Genomic DNA, 16902 nt, shown 5'->3' on the forward strand with positions numbered 1-16902 from the left:
GGACTAGGCGCCCCCCTGTGAACCCATCCATGGGCGCTGCGGCGGCGACGTCCTTGTCGCCGACGCTTTTGAAAACCTATCCCCGACACTTTCCCTTCATGCGCACCTTTTCTACGCTGTATGCGCCCTCTCTCTAGTAGAATGCTCTGAGATCCAAACCGAAGGCTCCGCTACCGGTAAGGCTTTGCGAGACGTTGATTCAGGTCATAAATGACCTTCACCCTGCGGGCGCCTAAAGGCGTCCTAAGCGCTAAAATCGCTTAGTCTAAAACAGGGACGCTTTAGAAGAGCCCCCATGGATGGGTTAAGGGGGGCGCCTAGCTCGTGTCTCGCAAGCCCATACCGGCAGTGGAGCCGCCACAAAACTTTCCAGTTACTAACCACAAAACCGGGACCAAATTAAATGCCCTGGCTCCAACTCCGAGTGAATACCAACCGCGAACAGGCCGAGAAAATTGAAAACGCCCTGCTCTTCGCCGGTGCCGTCTCCGTCACCCTGCAAGATAACGCCGACCAGCCCATCCTCGAGCCGGGTCTCGGGGAAACCCCCCTGTGGGACGAAACACTCGTCACTGGCCTGTTCGATGCCGAAGTCGATACCAATGTCACCGAAGCCAAAGCGGCTTCTTACCTGTGCGAACTGCTTCCCAACGCGCGCTGGGAACAGCTCGAAGACAAGGACTGGGAGCGGGAGTGGATGAGCCACTACAAACCCATCCAGTGCGGCGACAATCTTTGGATCTGCCCAAGCTGGTGCGAACCGCCCCAGCCCGACGCCGTCAACCTGTTGCTGGATCCCGGTCTCGCCTTCGGCACCGGCACCCACCCCACCACCTTCCTGTGTCTGCAGTGGCTCGCTAAAGAACCGCTGAGCGGAAAAAACGCCATCGACTACGGTTGCGGCTCCGGCATCCTCGGCATCGCCGCCCTGCTACTCGGCGCCGAAACCGCGCTGGGAACCGATATTGACCCCCAGGCTCTGATCGCCAGTCGCGAAAATGCCCTGCGCAACAACATCGACCCCGAGCGCTTCCCCGTCTACCTGCCGGAGAAAACACCACCGGCCAACGAAGCCAGTGCCGACGTCATGCTCGCCAACATCCTCGCCGGCCCGCTCGTCGAACTTGCGCCGCAACTGATCGAACGTACCAGGGTCGGCGGCCGTATATGCCTGTCAGGCATTCTCGCCAGCCAGGCGGAAAAGGTGAAAACAGCGTACAGCCAGTGGATTGACTTCGATGCGGATGGCGAGAAAGAAGAGTGGGTTCGACTCAGTGGCACAAGAGTGAGATAACACATCCTGGCCCCATACTGTCAGGGGCTGTCAGACCGCAAGGCCCCCGGCACTACGCGCCGGGGCTGCAGACTGATAAACTTGCCGGCCAACGCACTAATCGTCGAATTTCATGTCGCAACTGGTTACCCGCTGCCCACACTGCAGCACATCGTTTCATGTCAGTGAGCCACAACTGCGCGCCGCCCGTGGCGCCGTGCGCTGTGGTTCCTGCCTGCAGGTATTCCGCGCCGACGAAAACATCGTTTTCAACGAAGACGATCCACAGCCCGCGAGCAAGAAAGCAATCGACGAGCTGCTGGACGACGACGACTTCCTGATTCATGACGACATCGAGCTCGACGGCGACGATTCCCAGGATGACGGCACCGACCTGCCCAAAGCCAAAGCCTCATCCCGCAACAGCAAGCAACAGGACAAACCAGCCAAGCGTGAGCCCGAGCAACAGCCGCTCATTGACGATGCGTTCGGTGAACAGCAGTGGCAGGAACTCGATACACCCGCTGACGAAGAAGACGACCTTGTGCTGGGCGAGGATCTGGACGCCGCACGCGACGAACTGTGGGCGGAAGAGATGGCCATGGAAGCGCCGTTGGAAAGCGCGCCCCCCAAACAATCTTCCAGCCCGCACGATGAAAGCCTGCCAGGGGAAATATTCGAGGACGACTGGAGCGATGGGGTTCGCCGGGATAGCCTCGACTCCCTGATTGCAGATTCCGAAGACACGGTTGATTTACTCGGTACCGCGCGCATCCACAGAGAACCGGAGCAAACTCCGGTCGACGACGATCACATTGACTCCCAGCAGAGGGATCAGGCACCCCTACTTCCCCGGGACCAGCTGATATCCGCTATCGGCTCGGCGCCCATCGAGGTGAACTGGCAACCCAAACGCCACAATCGCGTGCCGGGGTGGCTGTGGGGGCTATCGGCGTTTCTGCTGCTGATTGCGCTCGCCGCGCAAACCGCGTACTTCCGCTTCGACACCCTCAGCAAGCGGGAACCCTGGCGGCAGATGTACGCCGTCGCCTGCCCGGTTTTCGGATGCAAGCTACCCGCACAGGTGGATATCAGCGCAATCCACACCTCAAACCTGGTAGTACGCAGCCACCCGCAGACCGCGGGCGCTCTTGCCGTGGAAGCCGTTCTGCTGAACCGGGCGCCATTTGAGCAGCCTTTCCCGGACCTGGTACTGCGTTTCACCGACCTGAAGAATGCGCCGGTAGCCAGTCGCCGATTTAAACCGGCCGACTACCTCAAGGGCGAACTCGCGGGGCGGCGCCTGATGCCCAGTGGCAACCCGGTACATATTGCACTCGATATCGTCGACCCCGGCACGGAAGCGGTGAACTACGAACTGGAAATTGCACCGCGCTGAATGGTCAGCCACTTTTTGCCAGCCGCGGCGACCGTCCCGGCTGACACATAATGCTACAAATTGTTGCACAAACTTCGCCCTAAACGGCCAGCCATCGACCAATTTGCGCGCTTTTTCGCTTTTCCGACGGCCGAGCAGCCGCTATCATAGGCGGCTCTTTTGACACCGACCGGCGCGGAGAACACATTTGCGAGGCAGTATCGCCATAGGGCCCTATAAAGTCGGCGCACCAGTAATCCTGGCACCGATGGCCGGCGTTACCGACCGCCCCTTCCGCCAATTGTGCCGCGACCTCGGGGCCGGTCTGGTGGTCTCTGAAATGGTTACCTCTGACACCAGCCTGTGGAACAGCCGCAAATCTCGTATGCGCCTGAATCACGCCGGTGAAGCCGGTCCCATTTCCGTCCAGATCGCCGGCGGCGACCCACAGATGATGGCTGAGGCTGCGCGGGAAAATGTCCGACGCGGCGCCCAGATCATCGATATAAATATGGGTTGTCCGGCGAAAAAGGTGTGCAAAAAAGCAGCGGGCTCTGCCCTGCTGCGCGACGAAAAACTGGTCGCCGACATTCTGGAAGCCGTGGTGCAATCCGTTTCAGTTCCAGTAACGCTGAAAATTCGTACTGGCTGGAGCCCGGATTCCCGCAACGGAGTGACGGTAGCCAAAATGGCCGAGGATCTCGGAATTGCTGCCCTGGCAGTTCACGGACGCACCCGCGCCTGTGGCTACCATGGTCAGGCCGAATTCGATACCATTGCCGAGATTGTGTCCGCGGTAAAGATTCCCGTCTTTGCCAACGGCGACATTACCGGCGCGGAAAAGGCCCGCAAGGTGTTGGACTACACCGGCGCTGCTGCAGTCATGATTGGCCGTGCAGCTCAGGGACGTCCATGGATTTTTCGGGAAATCGCCCACTTCCTTGCAACAGGAGAGCGATTACCTGAACCCTCACTGGAAGAAGTCAGGGACATATTGCTCACTCACTTGAGTGAATTACACCGTTTCTACGGTGAGGTTATGGGGGTACGTATCGCCCGCAAGCACGTGGGTTGGTACTTGAAGACACTCGCTGACAGTGAGTCCTTTCGCAAGACCTTTAACCAATTGGAATGCGCAGAAGCACAACATGCCAGCGTTCGCGAGTGGTTTGAACGCCGAATAAATAGAGGGGCAAAAGCGGCATGAATAACGAAGCACTGATTCCGGATGCCAGTGATATGGTATCCACTGGGGGCCAGACTCAACTACAACAACCGCAACAGCAGTCACTGCGTGACGCGGTTGAACACGCGATGGAAAACTACTTCCGTCACCTGGACGGCCAGATGGTTACCGATGTCTATGACATGGTGCTGTCTGAAATTGAAGCGCCTATGCTGGAAGTGGTAATGAAACACACCCGCCACAACCAGACTCGCGCGGCACAGTTACTGGGTCTCAACCGCGGCACTCTGCGTAAGAAGCTCAAGCGCTACGGTCTGCTGTAAAGCGGCCAGCCGCCTGGGCCAGAGCCGGCAGTATAGCCGGCGCGAAAAGGGCGGCAAAAATTCGACGAGGGGGGATGGGCTCAGCCTATCCCCCCTCGCTATTTGTTACTTCCGGTTATTTTCAACCTGCTCTTTGTACATTTAGATGGACGATGCGATATGACTGACAAGGTGGCCATTCGCCGCGCGCTGATCAGCGTTTCTGACAAAAGCGGCATTGTGGACTTTGCCCGTGAACTCTCCGCCATGGGCGTGGAAATCCTCTCCACCGGCGGCACCTACCGCCAGCTCGGCGAAGCCGGCATCCCGGTAGTCGAAGTCTCAGACTACACCGGTTTCCCGGAAATGATGGACGGCCGCGTAAAGACCCTGCACCCGAAAGTGCACGGCGGCATCCTCGGCCGTCGCGGCCAGGATGATGCAGTCATGTCCGAGCACGGCATCAAGCCCATCGACATGGTTGTGGTCAACCTGTACCCCTTCAAGGCCACCGTGGCCAACCCCAACTGCGACCTGCCCACCGCCATCGAGAACATCGACATCGGCGGCCCCACCATGGTTCGCTCTGCCGCCAAGAACCACAAAGACGTAGCCATCCTGGTTAACGCGCACAGCTACGACACCGTCATCGAAGAGATGAAAGCCAACGACGGCGCACTGGGCTACGAAACCCGCTACGACCTGATGGTGCAGGCGTTCGAACACACCGCACAATATGACGGCATGATCGCCAACCACTTCGGTGCCCGTAACACCAACAACGAAGCGCGCGAATTCCCCAACACCTACAACGTCCAGTACGAAAAAGCCCAGGACATGCGCTACGGCGAGAACCCGCACCAGAAAGCGGCCTTCTACGTAGAAGCAGATGCCGAAGAAGCTTCCGTCTCCACCGCCACCCAGCTGCAGGGCAAAGAACTGTCCTTCAACAACGTGGCCGACACTGACGCCGCACTGGAAACCGTCAAACTGTTCGACGAGCCGGCCTGCGTCATCGTCAAGCACGCCAATCCTTGTGGCGTGGCCGTAGCTGCGGACATCAAGACCGCCTACGAACTGGCCTTCGCCACCGACCCGGAATCCGCGTTCGGCGGCATCATCGCCTTCAACCGCGAACTGGACGCCGAAACCGCCCAGCTGATCGTCGACAAGCAGTTCTCCGAAGTCATCATCGCACCCAAGGTTTCCGAAGAAGCCGCCAAGGCCGTGTCTGCGAAGAAAAACGTGCGCCTGCTTGAGTGTGGCGAGTGGAGCAGCGAGCGCCCCGCAGCCTTCGACTACAAGCGCGTTAATGGCGGCCTGCTGATCCAGGAAAAAGACAACGGCATGGTTGCCAAGGATGACCTGAAAGTGGTCACCAAGGTACAGCCTTCCGACGAACAGCTGGATGAACTGCTGTTTGCGTGGAAAGTCGCCAAGATGGTCAAGTCCAACGCCATCATCTACGCCAAAGACGGTCGTACCATCGGTGTTGGCGCCGGCCAGATGAGCCGCGTGAACTCCGCGCGTATCGCCGCCATCAAGGCCGAGCACGCCGGCCTGGAAGTCAAAGGTGCGGTCATGGCATCTGACGCCTTCTTCCCCTTCCGCGACGGCATCGACAACGCCGCCAAGGTGGGCATCAGCGCCGTAATCCAGCCCGGCGGCTCCATGCGCGACGACGAAGTCATCGCTGCGGCCGACGAGCACGGAATGGCGATGGTGTTTACCGGTATGCGCCACTTCCGTCACTAAGCCTCTCGTATTGTCATGACTCTGCAGCAATGAATCTGCAGAGTCAGAAGCGAAGGCGCCGTGGCTGGTGGCCTTGCGCGAGACCGTATGCGGCCAGGACGGCCGCATCCGAGCCCCCATGGAAGGGTTCACGGCGTGCCTCGCGCAAGGCCACCAGTCATGGCGACGCCACGGATCTGCTGGGCGCACCCTTGCCCCACTTAGGTTCGTCGCCAGATTCGCACTTCCAAATGCTAAACTAGCCCACCTAAATAACAGGCACGGGGAAACTCAAGAATGAATATCCTGGTAATCGGCTCTGGTGGCCGCGAACACGCACTGGCCTGGAAGGCCGCACAGAACCCCGCCGTAGACACCGTCTTCGTCGCACCGGGCAACGCCGGCACCGCCCGCGAACCCAAACTCCAGAACGTCAACATCGGCGTCGACAACTTCTCCGCCCTGTCCGACCTCGTCGAAGAAAAAGGCATCGACCTCACCATCGTCGGCCCGGAAGCGCCGCTGGTTGACGGTATCGTCGACTTCTTCAACGCCCGCGGCCACAACATCTTCGGCCCGGAAAAAGCCGCTGCGCAGCTGGAAGGTTCCAAAGCCTTCACCAAAGATTTCCTGGAGCGTCACAAAATCCCAACCGCCGCCTATCAGAACTTCACCGAAGTTGAACCGGCCATTGAATACATCCGCGCACAGGGCGCTCCCATCGTCGTCAAAGCCGATGGCCTCGCCGCCGGTAAAGGCGTAATCGTTGCCGAAAGCGTGGAACAGGCCGAACTGGCGGTTCGTGACATGCTGAGCGGCAACGCCTTCGGCGACGCCGGTTGCCGCGTGGTGATCGAAGAATTCCTCACCGGCGAAGAAGCCAGCTTCATCGTCATGGTGGATGGCGAACACATCCTGCCGATGGCCACCAGCCAGGACCACAAGCGCGTTGGCGACGGCGACACCGGCCCCAACACCGGCGGCATGGGCGCCTACTCCCCGGCCCCGGTGGTAACCCCGGATGTGTACGAGCGCATCATGAAGGAGGTCATCGAGCCCACCGTCGAAGGCCTCGCATCCGAAGGCATGCCCTACACCGGCTTCCTGTACGCCGGCCTGATGATCAATGAAGAGGGCACGCCCAAGGTCATCGAATACAACTGCCGCTTTGGCGACCCGGAAACCCAGCCGATCATGATGCGCCTCAAGTCCGACCTGGTTGAGCTGTGCATGGCTGCCGTCGAAAAGCGCCTCGATCAGGTAACCGTAGAGTGGGACAGTCGCCCGGCCCTCGGTGTCGTCCTGGCCGCCCATGGCTACCCTGGCAGCTACCGCAAGGGCGACGCCATCTCTGGTCTGGACAAGGCCGATAGCGAAGACGCCAAGGTATTCCAGGCCGGTACCGCCCTGGACGGCGAGCGCGTCGTCACCAGTGGCGGCCGCGTACTCTGCGCCACCGCACTGGGCGACACCGTAGCCGAAGCGCAGGCCAACGCCTACGAGTGTGCACGCCAGATCTACTGGGAAGGTTGCTTCTACCGCAAAGATATCGGCTACCGTGCAGTTGAGCGCGAACAGGCCGAAAACGCGTAATTTGCGATAGCAACCAAAGGAGGGGCTGACATGAGCCAACGTCAACTTTCCGGACTGGACCGCCTGCTGCTGCAGGCGGACCGTGCCCTGCGCACCCTGAGCCCGGGTTCACCGTGCCACGAGCGGCCTTCACCGGCCAAGTCTGCGACGGAAGCCGAACTGTCCGACGCGGAACGTCGCCATGCGGCGGGCCTGATGCGGGTGAACCACAGCGGTGAGGTCTGCGCACAGGCGCTGTACCAGGGCCAGGCGCTGACGGCGAAGCTGCCGGAGGTGCGTGCTGAGATGGAGCATGCGGCGGATGAGGAAATCGATCATCTGGCGTGGTGCGAACAGCGCCTGCAGGACCTCGATAGCCGCCCCAGCCTGCTGAACCCGGTCTGGTACGGTCTGTCTTTTGGTATTGGCGCTGCCGCCGGCAAGATCAGTGACAAGATCAGTCTCGGCTTTGTGGCTGCTACCGAAGAGCAGGTGTGCAAGCACCTGGAGGGCCACCTGCAGGAACTGCCGGCGCAGGACGAAAAGAGTCGTGCAGTGGTGGAGCAGATGCTGGTGGATGAAGCCAAACACCAGCATGCCGCACTGGACGCCGGTGGAGCACGCTTCCCCGGCCCGGTAAAAGGCCTGATGACGCTGGTTTCCAAGGCGATGACTTCGGTGAGTTACCGGGTCTGAGTCTACCCTTTGTTAGGTTCGCTAAAACCCCAAGTCTTTCGCGAGGCTTGGGGTTTTTCTTTTCTGCTAGCCCGGTGGCATTCGCTTTGAATGCATTCTTGTGGCGCCGTAGCACTGGGTATTGGTTTTCGAAACCGCTGTAGATACATCCCTGTACGCTGCGTCGGCGACTTCCCTGTCGCCGACGCTTTCGAAAACCAATACCCAGCACTCCAGCTTCGCGTCGAATTACAGCGCTTCGTTAGAGCGATCGTCGCTTCTTACGTAGTAATAGAGAGTTACTGAAGGTCTGGACAGCGGGGGCGGCTCGAGAGACCTTCTAAAACAGGGATGTTTTAGAAGAGCCCCCAGGGATGGGTACACGGCGTGTCTCTCGAGCCGCCACCGCTGGCCAGACCGCCACGAATCATAAACAGAGCTCCGAGCAAGAGAGCTACGAAGCTCCATTAAGCACCAGAGCCAAATCAGACTTCTTCAATCCGATAAGTGTGCACGATCTCCACCTCGCCCTTACCGAGCATAATGGAAGCGGAACAGTACTTCTCTGCTGACAACTCAACTGCGCGTGCAACCTGGGACTCTTTGATCCCGCTTCCACGCACCACAAATTCCATTTCGATCTTCTCGAACGGTGCCGGAACTGCGTCGGGGCGGTGGGCCTTGAGCTCCACGTGGCAGCTCCGCACGTCCTGACGGGCTTTTTGCAAAATACCGACGACGTCCACGGACGCACAACCACCAACGCCCAGCAGGATCATCTCCATCGGCCGGATGCCATTGTTCGTCTCGCCACCTTCCATCACTACAGAGTTGCCACTGCCTGCCTCGCCGACAAACATGACATCCTTCACCCAGGTAACTTGAGCCTGCATAACGCCAGCCATGGAACATACTCCTTCGAAATTGATGAGGGCCGGGAGCTTATCACAACAAAATCGCCAACTGCAGAACAGTAAACATGCGGCTTGCGATTCTCACACTTCACAAAAAAGTAAGTCATTACTCACGACAGTTGTAACAATACCCGACAACCGCTATAAACGACATCTAGGTTCGACCCTCCATAAATAGTGGTACAGATCACATTGCGGAGTATTACCGGTCACTGCCCCTGTCAGCCCTACACAATAAGCGGGATAATCCACCGCTTTCCGGGATCAGGCCCAAAAAATTCTAGAAGAGGAGTAGATCCGTGACGGTTGCTATCGAAGAACCCCTGTCTACAGGCAACATCGAAGACTTCCTGGCGCACTGCCACCGCCGCCGCTACCCGGCCAAAAGCACCATCATCTACGCCGGTGATCGTTGCGAGTCTCTTTACTTCATCATGCGCGGCTCCGTGACCGTACTCATCGAGGACGATGAAGGCCGTGAAATGATCGTTGCCTACCTGAACGACGGTGACTTCTTCGGGGAAATGGGCCTGTTCGACCAGGACACCCGCAGCGCATGGGTTCGCACAAAAACGGAATGCGAAGTCGCAGAGATTTCCTACACCAAATTCCAGGAACTGAGCCGTCAGCATCCTGAATTCCTGTTTGCCCTCGCGACCCAGATGGCTGGCCGCCTGCGCAACACCACCCGCAAAGTGGGCGATCTCGCGTTCCTCGACGTGACCGGTCGCGTTGCCCGCACCCTGCTGGACCTGTGTAACGAACCGGATGCGATGACCCACCCGGAAGGCATGCAGATCAAGATCACCCGTCAGGAAATCGGCCGTATCGTCGGCTGCTCGCGGGAAATGGTTGGCCGGGTACTGAAAACCCTGGAGGAACAAGGTCTGGTCTCCGTAAAAGGCAAGACCATGGTGGTATTCGGCACACGCTGATACAGCCCGCTTCTCACAAACAAAAAAGGCGAACCATCTGGTTCGCCTTTTTTGTTTCAGCCCCGGATCAGTTGATCTTCGGAACCAGCTCGCCCTTCTCGTAGCGAACGGACATATCGTCCAGGCTAACCGGGCGGATTTTGCTCGCCTGGCCAGTAGTGCCGAAGGCCTCATAACGGGCCATACAGATTTCCTTCATCGCCTGGGTGGTGGCCTTGAGGAATTTGCGCGGGTCGAACTCAGACGGGTTCTGGGCCAGGAAACGACGCACCGCACCAGTAGATGCCAGGCGCAGGTCGGTGTCGATATTCACCTTGCGCACGCCGTACTTGATGCCCTCGCAGATCTGCTCAACCGGCACGCCATAGGTTTCCGGGATCTCACCACCGAATTCGTTGATCACTTTCAGCCACTCCTGCGGTACAGAAGAGGAACCGTGCATAACCAGGTGGGTGTCCGGGATACGTGCGTGGATTTCCTTGATGCGATCAATCGCCAGGATATCCCCTGTGGGCGGGCGGGTGAACTTGTAGGCGCCGTGGCTGGTGCCACAGGCAATTGCCAGAGCGTCGACCTGGGTTTTCTTGACGAAGTCTGCGGCCTCTTCCGGGTCGGTCAGCAGCTGGTCGTGGGACAGCTTGCCCTCCGCACCAACGCCATCTTCCTCGCCGGCCATACCGGTTTCCAGAGAACCGAGACAGCCCAGCTCACCCTCCACGGAAACACCACACGCGTGTGCCATTTCCACCGCACGCTTGGTTACATCCACGTTGTACTCGTAAGACGCCGGGGTCTTGCCATCGTCCATCAGCGAGCCATCCATCATCACGGAGCTGAAGCCCAGCTGGATGGAGCGCTGGCACACCGCCGGGCTGGTACCGTGATCCTGGTGCATAACAACCGGGATATGCGGGAATTCTTCGATGGCCGCGAGGATCAGGTGACGCAGGAACGGAGCGCCTGCATATTTACGTGCGCCGGCGGAAGCCTGCACGATTACCGGAGAGTCCGTTTCCTGCGCCGCTTCCATGATCGCGCGCATCTGCTCCAGGTTATTAACGTTAAACGCGGGCACGCCGTAGCCGTGTTCGGCAGCGTGGTCCAACAGTTGACGCAAGCTGATTAAAGCCATGAAAAAACCCTTTCTCGTCGAAATTTAGCTGAATAATTGGTTACTGCTGGTGTGCGATTCCGTGCGCGGGGCGCCGGTCACATCTCGTTTTAATAGTGAAAACATCAACATCAGAAAATTGGGCAGCCCGGGTTTATCCGGGCCACCGGGAACCGTTAACCGGTCCCGTTAAAAAGTCCTCGCTGGGGCCGCTGCTCAGTCGTTGGCGCGGGATTCCAGCATGGCGACCGCCGGCAGCACCTTGCCTTCCACGTACTCGAGGAAGGCACCACCCCCAGTAGAAATATAGGAAACCTGCTCGGCAATGCCGTACTTGTCGACCGCTGCCAGGGTGTCGCCGCCACCGGCAATGGAGAAGGCGTCACTGTCAGCAATAGCTTTCGACAGGCGCTCGGTACCACCACCAAACTGGTCGAACTCAAACACGCCCACCGGGCCATTCCAGATAATGGTCTTGGCATTCTTGAGGATTGCCGCCAGGGCTGCGGAAGAATCCGGGCCGATGTCGAAAATCATGTCATCTTCGGTTACCGCGTCGGCAGGTTTGGTTTCCGCCGCTGCGGATTCGCTGAATTCCTTGCCGGTAACCACATCGCTCGGCAGCGGGATATCGCACTTCTCCATCAGGCTCTTGGCGGTGTCGAGCAGGTCGTGCTCACACAGGGACTTGCCAACCGGCTTGCCGCTGGCCGCCAGGAAGGTATTCGCAATACCACCACCTACGATCAGCTGGTCCACCTTGTCAGACAAGGTCTCCAGTACGGTCAGCTTGGTGGAAACCTTGGAGCCACCAACGATGGCCACCATCGGGCGCGCCGGGTTTGCCAGGGCTTTCTCCAGCGCATCCAGCTCTGCCGCCAACAGCGGGCCGGCACAGGCGACCGGTGCGAACCTGGCCACACCGTGGGTGGAAGCCTGGGCGCGGTGCGCAGTACCGAAGGCGTCCATTACAAATACATCACACAGTGCTGCGTACTGCTTGGACAGGGCTTCGTCGTCCTTTTTCTCACCGACGTTAAAGCGCACGTTTTCCAGCAGCGCCACTTCACCATCTGCAAGATCCACGCCGCCCTGCCAGTCTTTGATTACCGGTACGTCTTTGCCCAGCAATTTGCCGAGGTGCGCAGCAACCGGGGCGAGGGAAAATTCATCGGCGTATTCGCCTTCCGTCGGGCGCCCGAGGTGGGACATCAGCAGCACTTTGGCGCCAGCCTCCACAGCGGCCTTGATGGTGGGGAGTGCCGCGCGAATACGCGCATCAGAAGTGACCACTCCATCCTTTACCGGAACATTCAGGTCCTCGCGGATCAAAACGCGCTTACCCGCCAGATCCAGATCCTTCATCAATTTAACCGCCATAGCCAATCCTCGTTTGCTAGTTGCTGATTACTCACTAACCCCGATGCATCATGCGCCGGGGAGCGGGCGCGGATTATAAGCTGTTGCGATTACCACTGCCCACAACACGCAGTTCGGAGCCGGCACAGGCGTACCGGGGGAAACTGGTCAGGCCGCGAGTATATCAATCCGCCTTGTAATTGGATTACCGCAGGAGCCTGATAACTTATTGATAACGCTGTCATTTTTACAAAACAGCCACTTTTCCACAGGACAGCTGAGCGGCGCGGCATTGAACCCAGGTTGTCAGCTGCCTAAGATTGCCCGGCCCAGTTTTCCCGAGGACGCAGATCCGAGCCCATGAACAAGCGCAACTCTCGCCGCAAAGTAACCTTCCCCAATCGCCACGGGCAGTTGCTCGCCGGTATTCTGGAGACTCCGGCGCAAACGCCACACGGCTTTGCGATCTTTGCCTCCTGCTTTACCTGCGGCAAAGACGTACTTGTCGCCTCGCGGATCTGCAGGCGCCTGGGGGAGCTTGGGATTTCGGTATTGCGCTTTGACTTCACCGGCCTCGGAGACAGTGAGGGAACATTCAGCGCCACGAACTTTTCCAGCAATGTGGAAGACCTCAAGTGTGCAGCGCGCTTCCTGCGCGACGAGTATCAGCCCGCCACCCTGCTGATCGGCCACAGCCTCGGCGGGGCCGCGGTACTCGCAGCGGCCGCGGACCTCCCGGAAGCGCGGGCCATTGCTACCATCGCCGCACCGGCAGACCCGAGCCATGTACTCAAGCAGTTTCCCAGAGCACTTGAAGCCATAAAAACCGACGGCCACGCGGAAGTTCAGCTCTCCGGTCGCCCGTTTATCATCGAGCAGCATTTTGTTGCAGACGTGTCACAGCCACAGAAAGACATGATCCAGAACCTGGGACGCCCGCTACTGATCTACCATTCACCACAAGATCAGGTGGTGTCCATTCGCGAAGCCTCTGCTCTGTTCGAGCGCGCGCAATATCCAAAAAGCTTTATCTGCCTCGACAAAGCCGACCACATGCTGAGTGCGCGTAAAGATGCTATCTATGTAGCCGATACCCTGGTGGCCTGGGCCGCACCTTTTTTAGGTACGTGACTTTAAGTACGCGACTTTAAATGCATGGCGTTAAGCTCGTGACGTTCGGAGGATCCCTATGGACAAGGTGGAAGAATTCAGCGATCAGTGCCCCTACTGCGGCGAAACAATCCTGCTGCTGATCGACACCTCCGCCGGCACCCAGCATTACATTGAAGACTGCGCCGTATGCTGCCGACCCATTCAGGTGCTGGTCAGTGTGGACATGGAAGGCGATTGGCAGGTGCAGTTGAAACATGAGAGCGAAGTTTAAATTGATCCTGAGGTGATCGCTCGCACCCTACCCCACCGCCGGCCCACGATCAGATCCCCTGAAACCAAAAAGGCCGCGGGAAAAAACCCGCGGCCTTTTTGGCATCCTGTGAGATGGAAAAGTTTATACCGACTGGTGAATTTCCCGCGCCGCGCGCTCACCGGTTGAGACTGCCGCATCGATGTAGCCGAAGTACTCCAACTCGGTGTGCTCACCACAGAAGTGGATATTGCCTTCCACCAGCGGCTGCGCGCCCCACCAGGAGGTGTAGCTGCCAAAGGTCGGGGTAGAATAAGAGCCCTTGGACCAGGGGTTGGCGGACCACTTGGACTGCATTGCAGTGCCGGAGAAAGCATCCGAAGTACCCGGGAAGACGTTATCCACAAGTCCCAGGAAGTGATTGATATCGCTGGTCTTGGGCGCCGCGAATGGCGTATTACCACCCAGGTTCGCACCGTAAGTACCACCGAAGAAGTTCACCAGAATACCGTCGGTTGCGCCGTTGACTGACGTGGAATCCCAGGTGTCGAACAGCTCCGGGCGACCCACATAGGTGACACCGTTACCGGTAACCGCCTGGCCATTGACGTACTGCGTCTGGGTCCACGGACGGGTATTGGCGTGAATAGCCATTTTGCCGTTGGAACCGAACGCCATCTGCTCGATCGCCATGCGCTTTTCCGGACGGAAGCTTTCGTACAACGCCGGCTCGATATCCACGTCGCGCAGCAGGGAGAACGGCAGCGCCAGCACCAGCTTGTCGCAGGTGTGTACATAGCCATCTTCGAATGTCAGGGTATAAGGACCGGCGATATCACCATTGATCGCGACCAGCTTGCGTCCGGTTTCGATGGTACCTTCCGGCAGCTGCTCGACCATTTTGCTCCACAGCTGATCATTGCCACCTGCAATCCGGAAACGCTCGTCGGTTCCCGCCAGTGGCAGCGCACTGTTGATCGGGTTCCAGGCCAGCAGGTAAATCAGGTTGAGCGCCGTCTGGTCTTCTGGCTGGACACCGTATTCCGCGACGAGGTCTGCCTGGAAAACCTGTCCCATATTGGAATTGGCACCAATACCAACCTGATCCATCCAGGTGTTGGAGTCGATGTAGTCCAGCGCTTTGTGGGTGTCGTTGTGCCATTCGTAAGTCGGCAGCCACGGTGCATCCTGCTGCACCTTCTTGAAGATTTTGTATACGTCACGCCACTCTTCGTTCAGCTGGTGCTCGCTGTAGTGCTGGCCGTTTACGTAATACAGCTCGCTGCCACCTGGCACCGCATTGCCGTTTACATCTTCCACATCCAGCCCCAACTCATTGGCCAGGTTGCGCACAGCATTGTGCTCCGTGGAAATCAATTCGCCACCGCGCTCCACCGGGCCGCCAAAAATCGTGCGGTTGGTATTCACCCGGCCACCCAATCGGGTATTGCCTTCAAATACAGTACTGGCGATGCCGTACTGCTGTAGACGATGCGCACAGCGGATACCGGCGACACCGCCGCCGATGATTGCCACGGTACCCGGGTATCCGTCGCCATTACCGCCGCCCGGATCTGCCTGCACAGGGCGTGAAACACCACCCAGGGAGGCGCCAACGCCTACCGCCGCAGCACCCAATCCCAACTGCTTGAGAAACTGGCGACGCTGCTCATCAGAAGCCTCTTTGCCCCCCAGGCGTGCGCCCTCGGTAATGATATCGAGACTTTCGTCTGCGGAAATTCCGGTTTTGTCAGACAACGCCTGCGCAGCACGCATCCGGCGCAACAACCCCGCGATGGGGGAGAGAGACTTGCGACTTCTCATGATTTTTTCCTGTGAGTCGAGAAATTGGGATCAACGTCCCAAAAGTTATTTTTAACGCCATTCTACATAGCACACAGAAAAATGGAATATTTGTTCGGTTTTTTGCCGGATTGTGGAAATTAACCCCCAATTCTTGTATCTAACTGTTTTTAAACGCTTTTTCTTTCAATACCAGCAAAAAACAAAAAATGCTGCCGTCAGGGAATAGAAAAAAGACTCATTGCCCAAGGTTCATTACTTACCCGTCGGAGGACACACTCCCGACCCAACGCACCTCTCACGCAGGACAAGCGCAATCAATCCAATGCCCCTATCTACTGCGAGAGCACAGAATACAGAACGATCGGTTGCGGATTCGCCTCCAACGCCTCGTCACCAAATTCATGCATAAATAATCAATTTGCCCATCCGTCAAAAGCAATCGAATCCAGACCATCAACAACAAGAACTACCACCCCATTAAAGTGCTGATAGAAATAAACGTCGGCCACTCTCTGTACTGGCGCTAGAAGCGCAAAGTGCTTTAGCTGCCCACTTACCAAGTAATGCGCTCGGCAACCCACAAGGAGATCTCGGTTCCTCAGGGCGTGACAATGCCTACGGTTTCGGCCTCGTACAGGCCCAGGACGCCGTCAACTACCTCACCGCCAATCCTTGCGGCGGTGGTGGCGGCAGTAAGCGCTGCAAGGGAAAAATCTGCACACAGTAAGGCAGGTCAACCAGATAATACTCACCAATATAAAAGGGGCCCTTCGGCCCCTTCGTTCACTGCATCAGGCAGAGCACTGAAAACGCAGCGATCTGCGATTATGGATAAGCCTTTACTCGACCGAACAAAAAAGGCGGCCGAAAAACGGCCCGCCTTTTTTCCTTATCGACATAAACTTACTGCGACTTACTGTTGCAGATCACTCACACACTTGTTGTATTCCTGAATGTACACACTGCTACCACGGTTCGGTACCGCATTGGACTTATCCGCAGCAGCGTTACGGCAACCATCAATCTGGTCGGCCGTCAGGCTCGTTGCCGGCACAGTCTGACTGCGCTGATACATGTGCGCTGCCCGGTCCTTATGAGCCTGCACGGTAGGCTGCGGAACCTGATAGAACATGCCGGTATCTTCGTTAAAACGATAGAAATTATCGCCACTGTGCCAGTAGGTTTTACCCATAATCTGAACCGTTTCGGCACCTGGAGGCAGCTGCTGAACGGTATCACCTGCCAGGGCAAAACCAGACATACAGAAAACTAATAAAAATGAAGCCATGTAACG

General features: G+C 58.0%; 15 protein-coding genes. 10 read left to right on the plus strand and 5 right to left on the minus strand.

The features are described from left to right. The first annotated feature begins 403 nt into the window (after positions 1–403). The 7 genes from prmA (at position 404) to coq7 (ending at position 8141) form a co-directional block, all read left to right on the plus strand. Positions 404–1294: a 50S ribosomal protein L11 methyltransferase gene (gene prmA / locus LC093_RS12375; protein WP_226665109.1), complete on the plus strand. Its 891-nt coding sequence runs from the start codon at positions 404–406 to the stop codon at positions 1292–1294. 112 nt (positions 1295–1406) lie between these two features. After that, positions 1407–2672: a DUF3426 domain-containing protein gene (locus tag LC093_RS12380; RefSeq protein WP_226665110.1), complete on the plus strand. Its 1266-nt coding sequence runs from the start codon at positions 1407–1409 to the stop codon at positions 2670–2672. A 187-nt stretch (positions 2673–2859) separates the two neighbouring features. Then, on the plus strand, positions 2860–3858 hold the full coding sequence (gene dusB / locus LC093_RS12385; RefSeq protein WP_226665111.1) for a tRNA dihydrouridine synthase DusB: 999 nt from the start codon (positions 2860–2862) through the stop codon (positions 3856–3858). After that, positions 3855–4160 (plus strand): DNA-binding transcriptional regulator Fis, encoded by a 306-nt coding sequence (gene fis, locus LC093_RS12390; protein WP_413231507.1) that lies wholly within the window; start codon positions 3855–3857, stop codon positions 4158–4160. The genes dusB and fis overlap by 4 nt, the downstream gene beginning before the upstream one ends. Before the next feature lie 159 nt (positions 4161–4319). Beyond that, positions 4320–5894: a bifunctional phosphoribosylaminoimidazolecarboxamide formyltransferase/IMP cyclohydrolase gene (gene purH / locus LC093_RS12395; RefSeq protein WP_264193058.1), complete on the plus strand. Its 1575-nt coding sequence runs from the start codon at positions 4320–4322 to the stop codon at positions 5892–5894. 276 nt (positions 5895–6170) lie between these two features. Beyond that, positions 6171–7466: a phosphoribosylamine--glycine ligase gene (purD, locus tag LC093_RS12400; RefSeq protein ID WP_226665112.1), complete on the plus strand. Its 1296-nt coding sequence runs from the start codon at positions 6171–6173 to the stop codon at positions 7464–7466. A gap of 30 nt (positions 7467–7496) precedes the next feature. Next, complete coding sequence (gene coq7, locus LC093_RS12405; protein WP_226665113.1) at positions 7497–8141, plus strand: 2-polyprenyl-3-methyl-6-methoxy-1,4-benzoquinone monooxygenase; 645 nt, start codon at positions 7497–7499, stop codon at positions 8139–8141. Positions 8142–8605: 464 nt separating this feature from the next. On the opposite strand, the gene LC093_RS12410 is transcribed toward coq7, so the two are convergent. Further along, positions 8606–9013, minus strand: a complete 408-nt coding sequence (locus LC093_RS12410) for an OsmC family protein (protein ID WP_226665574.1) — start codon at positions 9011–9013, stop codon at positions 8606–8608. Positions 9014–9333: 320 nt separating this feature from the next. Here LC093_RS12410 and crp point away from each other — a divergent pair, with 320 nt between their 5' ends. Continuing rightward, positions 9334–9969, plus strand: a complete 636-nt coding sequence (gene crp, locus LC093_RS12415) for a cAMP-activated global transcriptional regulator CRP (RefSeq protein ID WP_226665114.1) — start codon at positions 9334–9336, stop codon at positions 9967–9969. 67 nt (positions 9970–10036) lie between these two features. Here the strand turns inward: crp and fba are convergent, their stop codons facing one another. Together fba and LC093_RS12425 are read right to left on the minus strand one after the other, a co-directional pair. Next, positions 10037–11101 (minus strand): class II fructose-bisphosphate aldolase, encoded by a 1065-nt coding sequence (fba, locus tag LC093_RS12420; RefSeq protein ID WP_226665115.1) that lies wholly within the window; start codon positions 11099–11101, stop codon positions 10037–10039. A gap of 195 nt (positions 11102–11296) precedes the next feature. Then, positions 11297–12460, minus strand: coding sequence for a phosphoglycerate kinase (locus tag LC093_RS12425; RefSeq protein WP_226665116.1), 1164 nt, complete (start codon positions 12458–12460; stop codon positions 11297–11299). 339 nt (positions 12461–12799) lie between these two features. On the opposite strand from LC093_RS12425, the gene LC093_RS12430 reads away from it, so the two are divergent. Then, complete coding sequence (locus LC093_RS12430; protein ID WP_226665117.1) at positions 12800–13570, plus strand: alpha/beta hydrolase; 771 nt, start codon at positions 12800–12802, stop codon at positions 13568–13570. 58 nt (positions 13571–13628) lie between these two features. Further along, the gene (locus LC093_RS12435; protein WP_226665118.1) at positions 13629–13823 is read left to right on the plus strand and encodes a CPXCG motif-containing cysteine-rich protein; all 195 of its coding nucleotides are present in this window, start codon (positions 13629–13631) and stop codon (positions 13821–13823) included. Between the two features lie 123 nt (positions 13824–13946). Here LC093_RS12435 and LC093_RS12440 read toward each other — a convergent pair whose 3' ends face one another. Next, positions 13947–15626: an FAD-dependent oxidoreductase gene (locus tag LC093_RS12440; protein WP_226665119.1), complete on the minus strand. Its 1680-nt coding sequence runs from the start codon at positions 15624–15626 to the stop codon at positions 13947–13949. Between the two features lie 895 nt (positions 15627–16521). Beyond that, complete coding sequence (locus LC093_RS12445) at positions 16522–16869, minus strand: hypothetical protein (RefSeq protein WP_226665120.1); 348 nt, start codon at positions 16867–16869, stop codon at positions 16522–16524. Between the last annotated feature and the right edge of the window lie 33 nt (positions 16870–16902).

It is taken from the genome of Microbulbifer aggregans (genome assembly GCF_020524005.1).
Lineage (GTDB): Bacteria > Pseudomonadota > Gammaproteobacteria > Pseudomonadales > Cellvibrionaceae > Microbulbifer > Microbulbifer aggregans_A.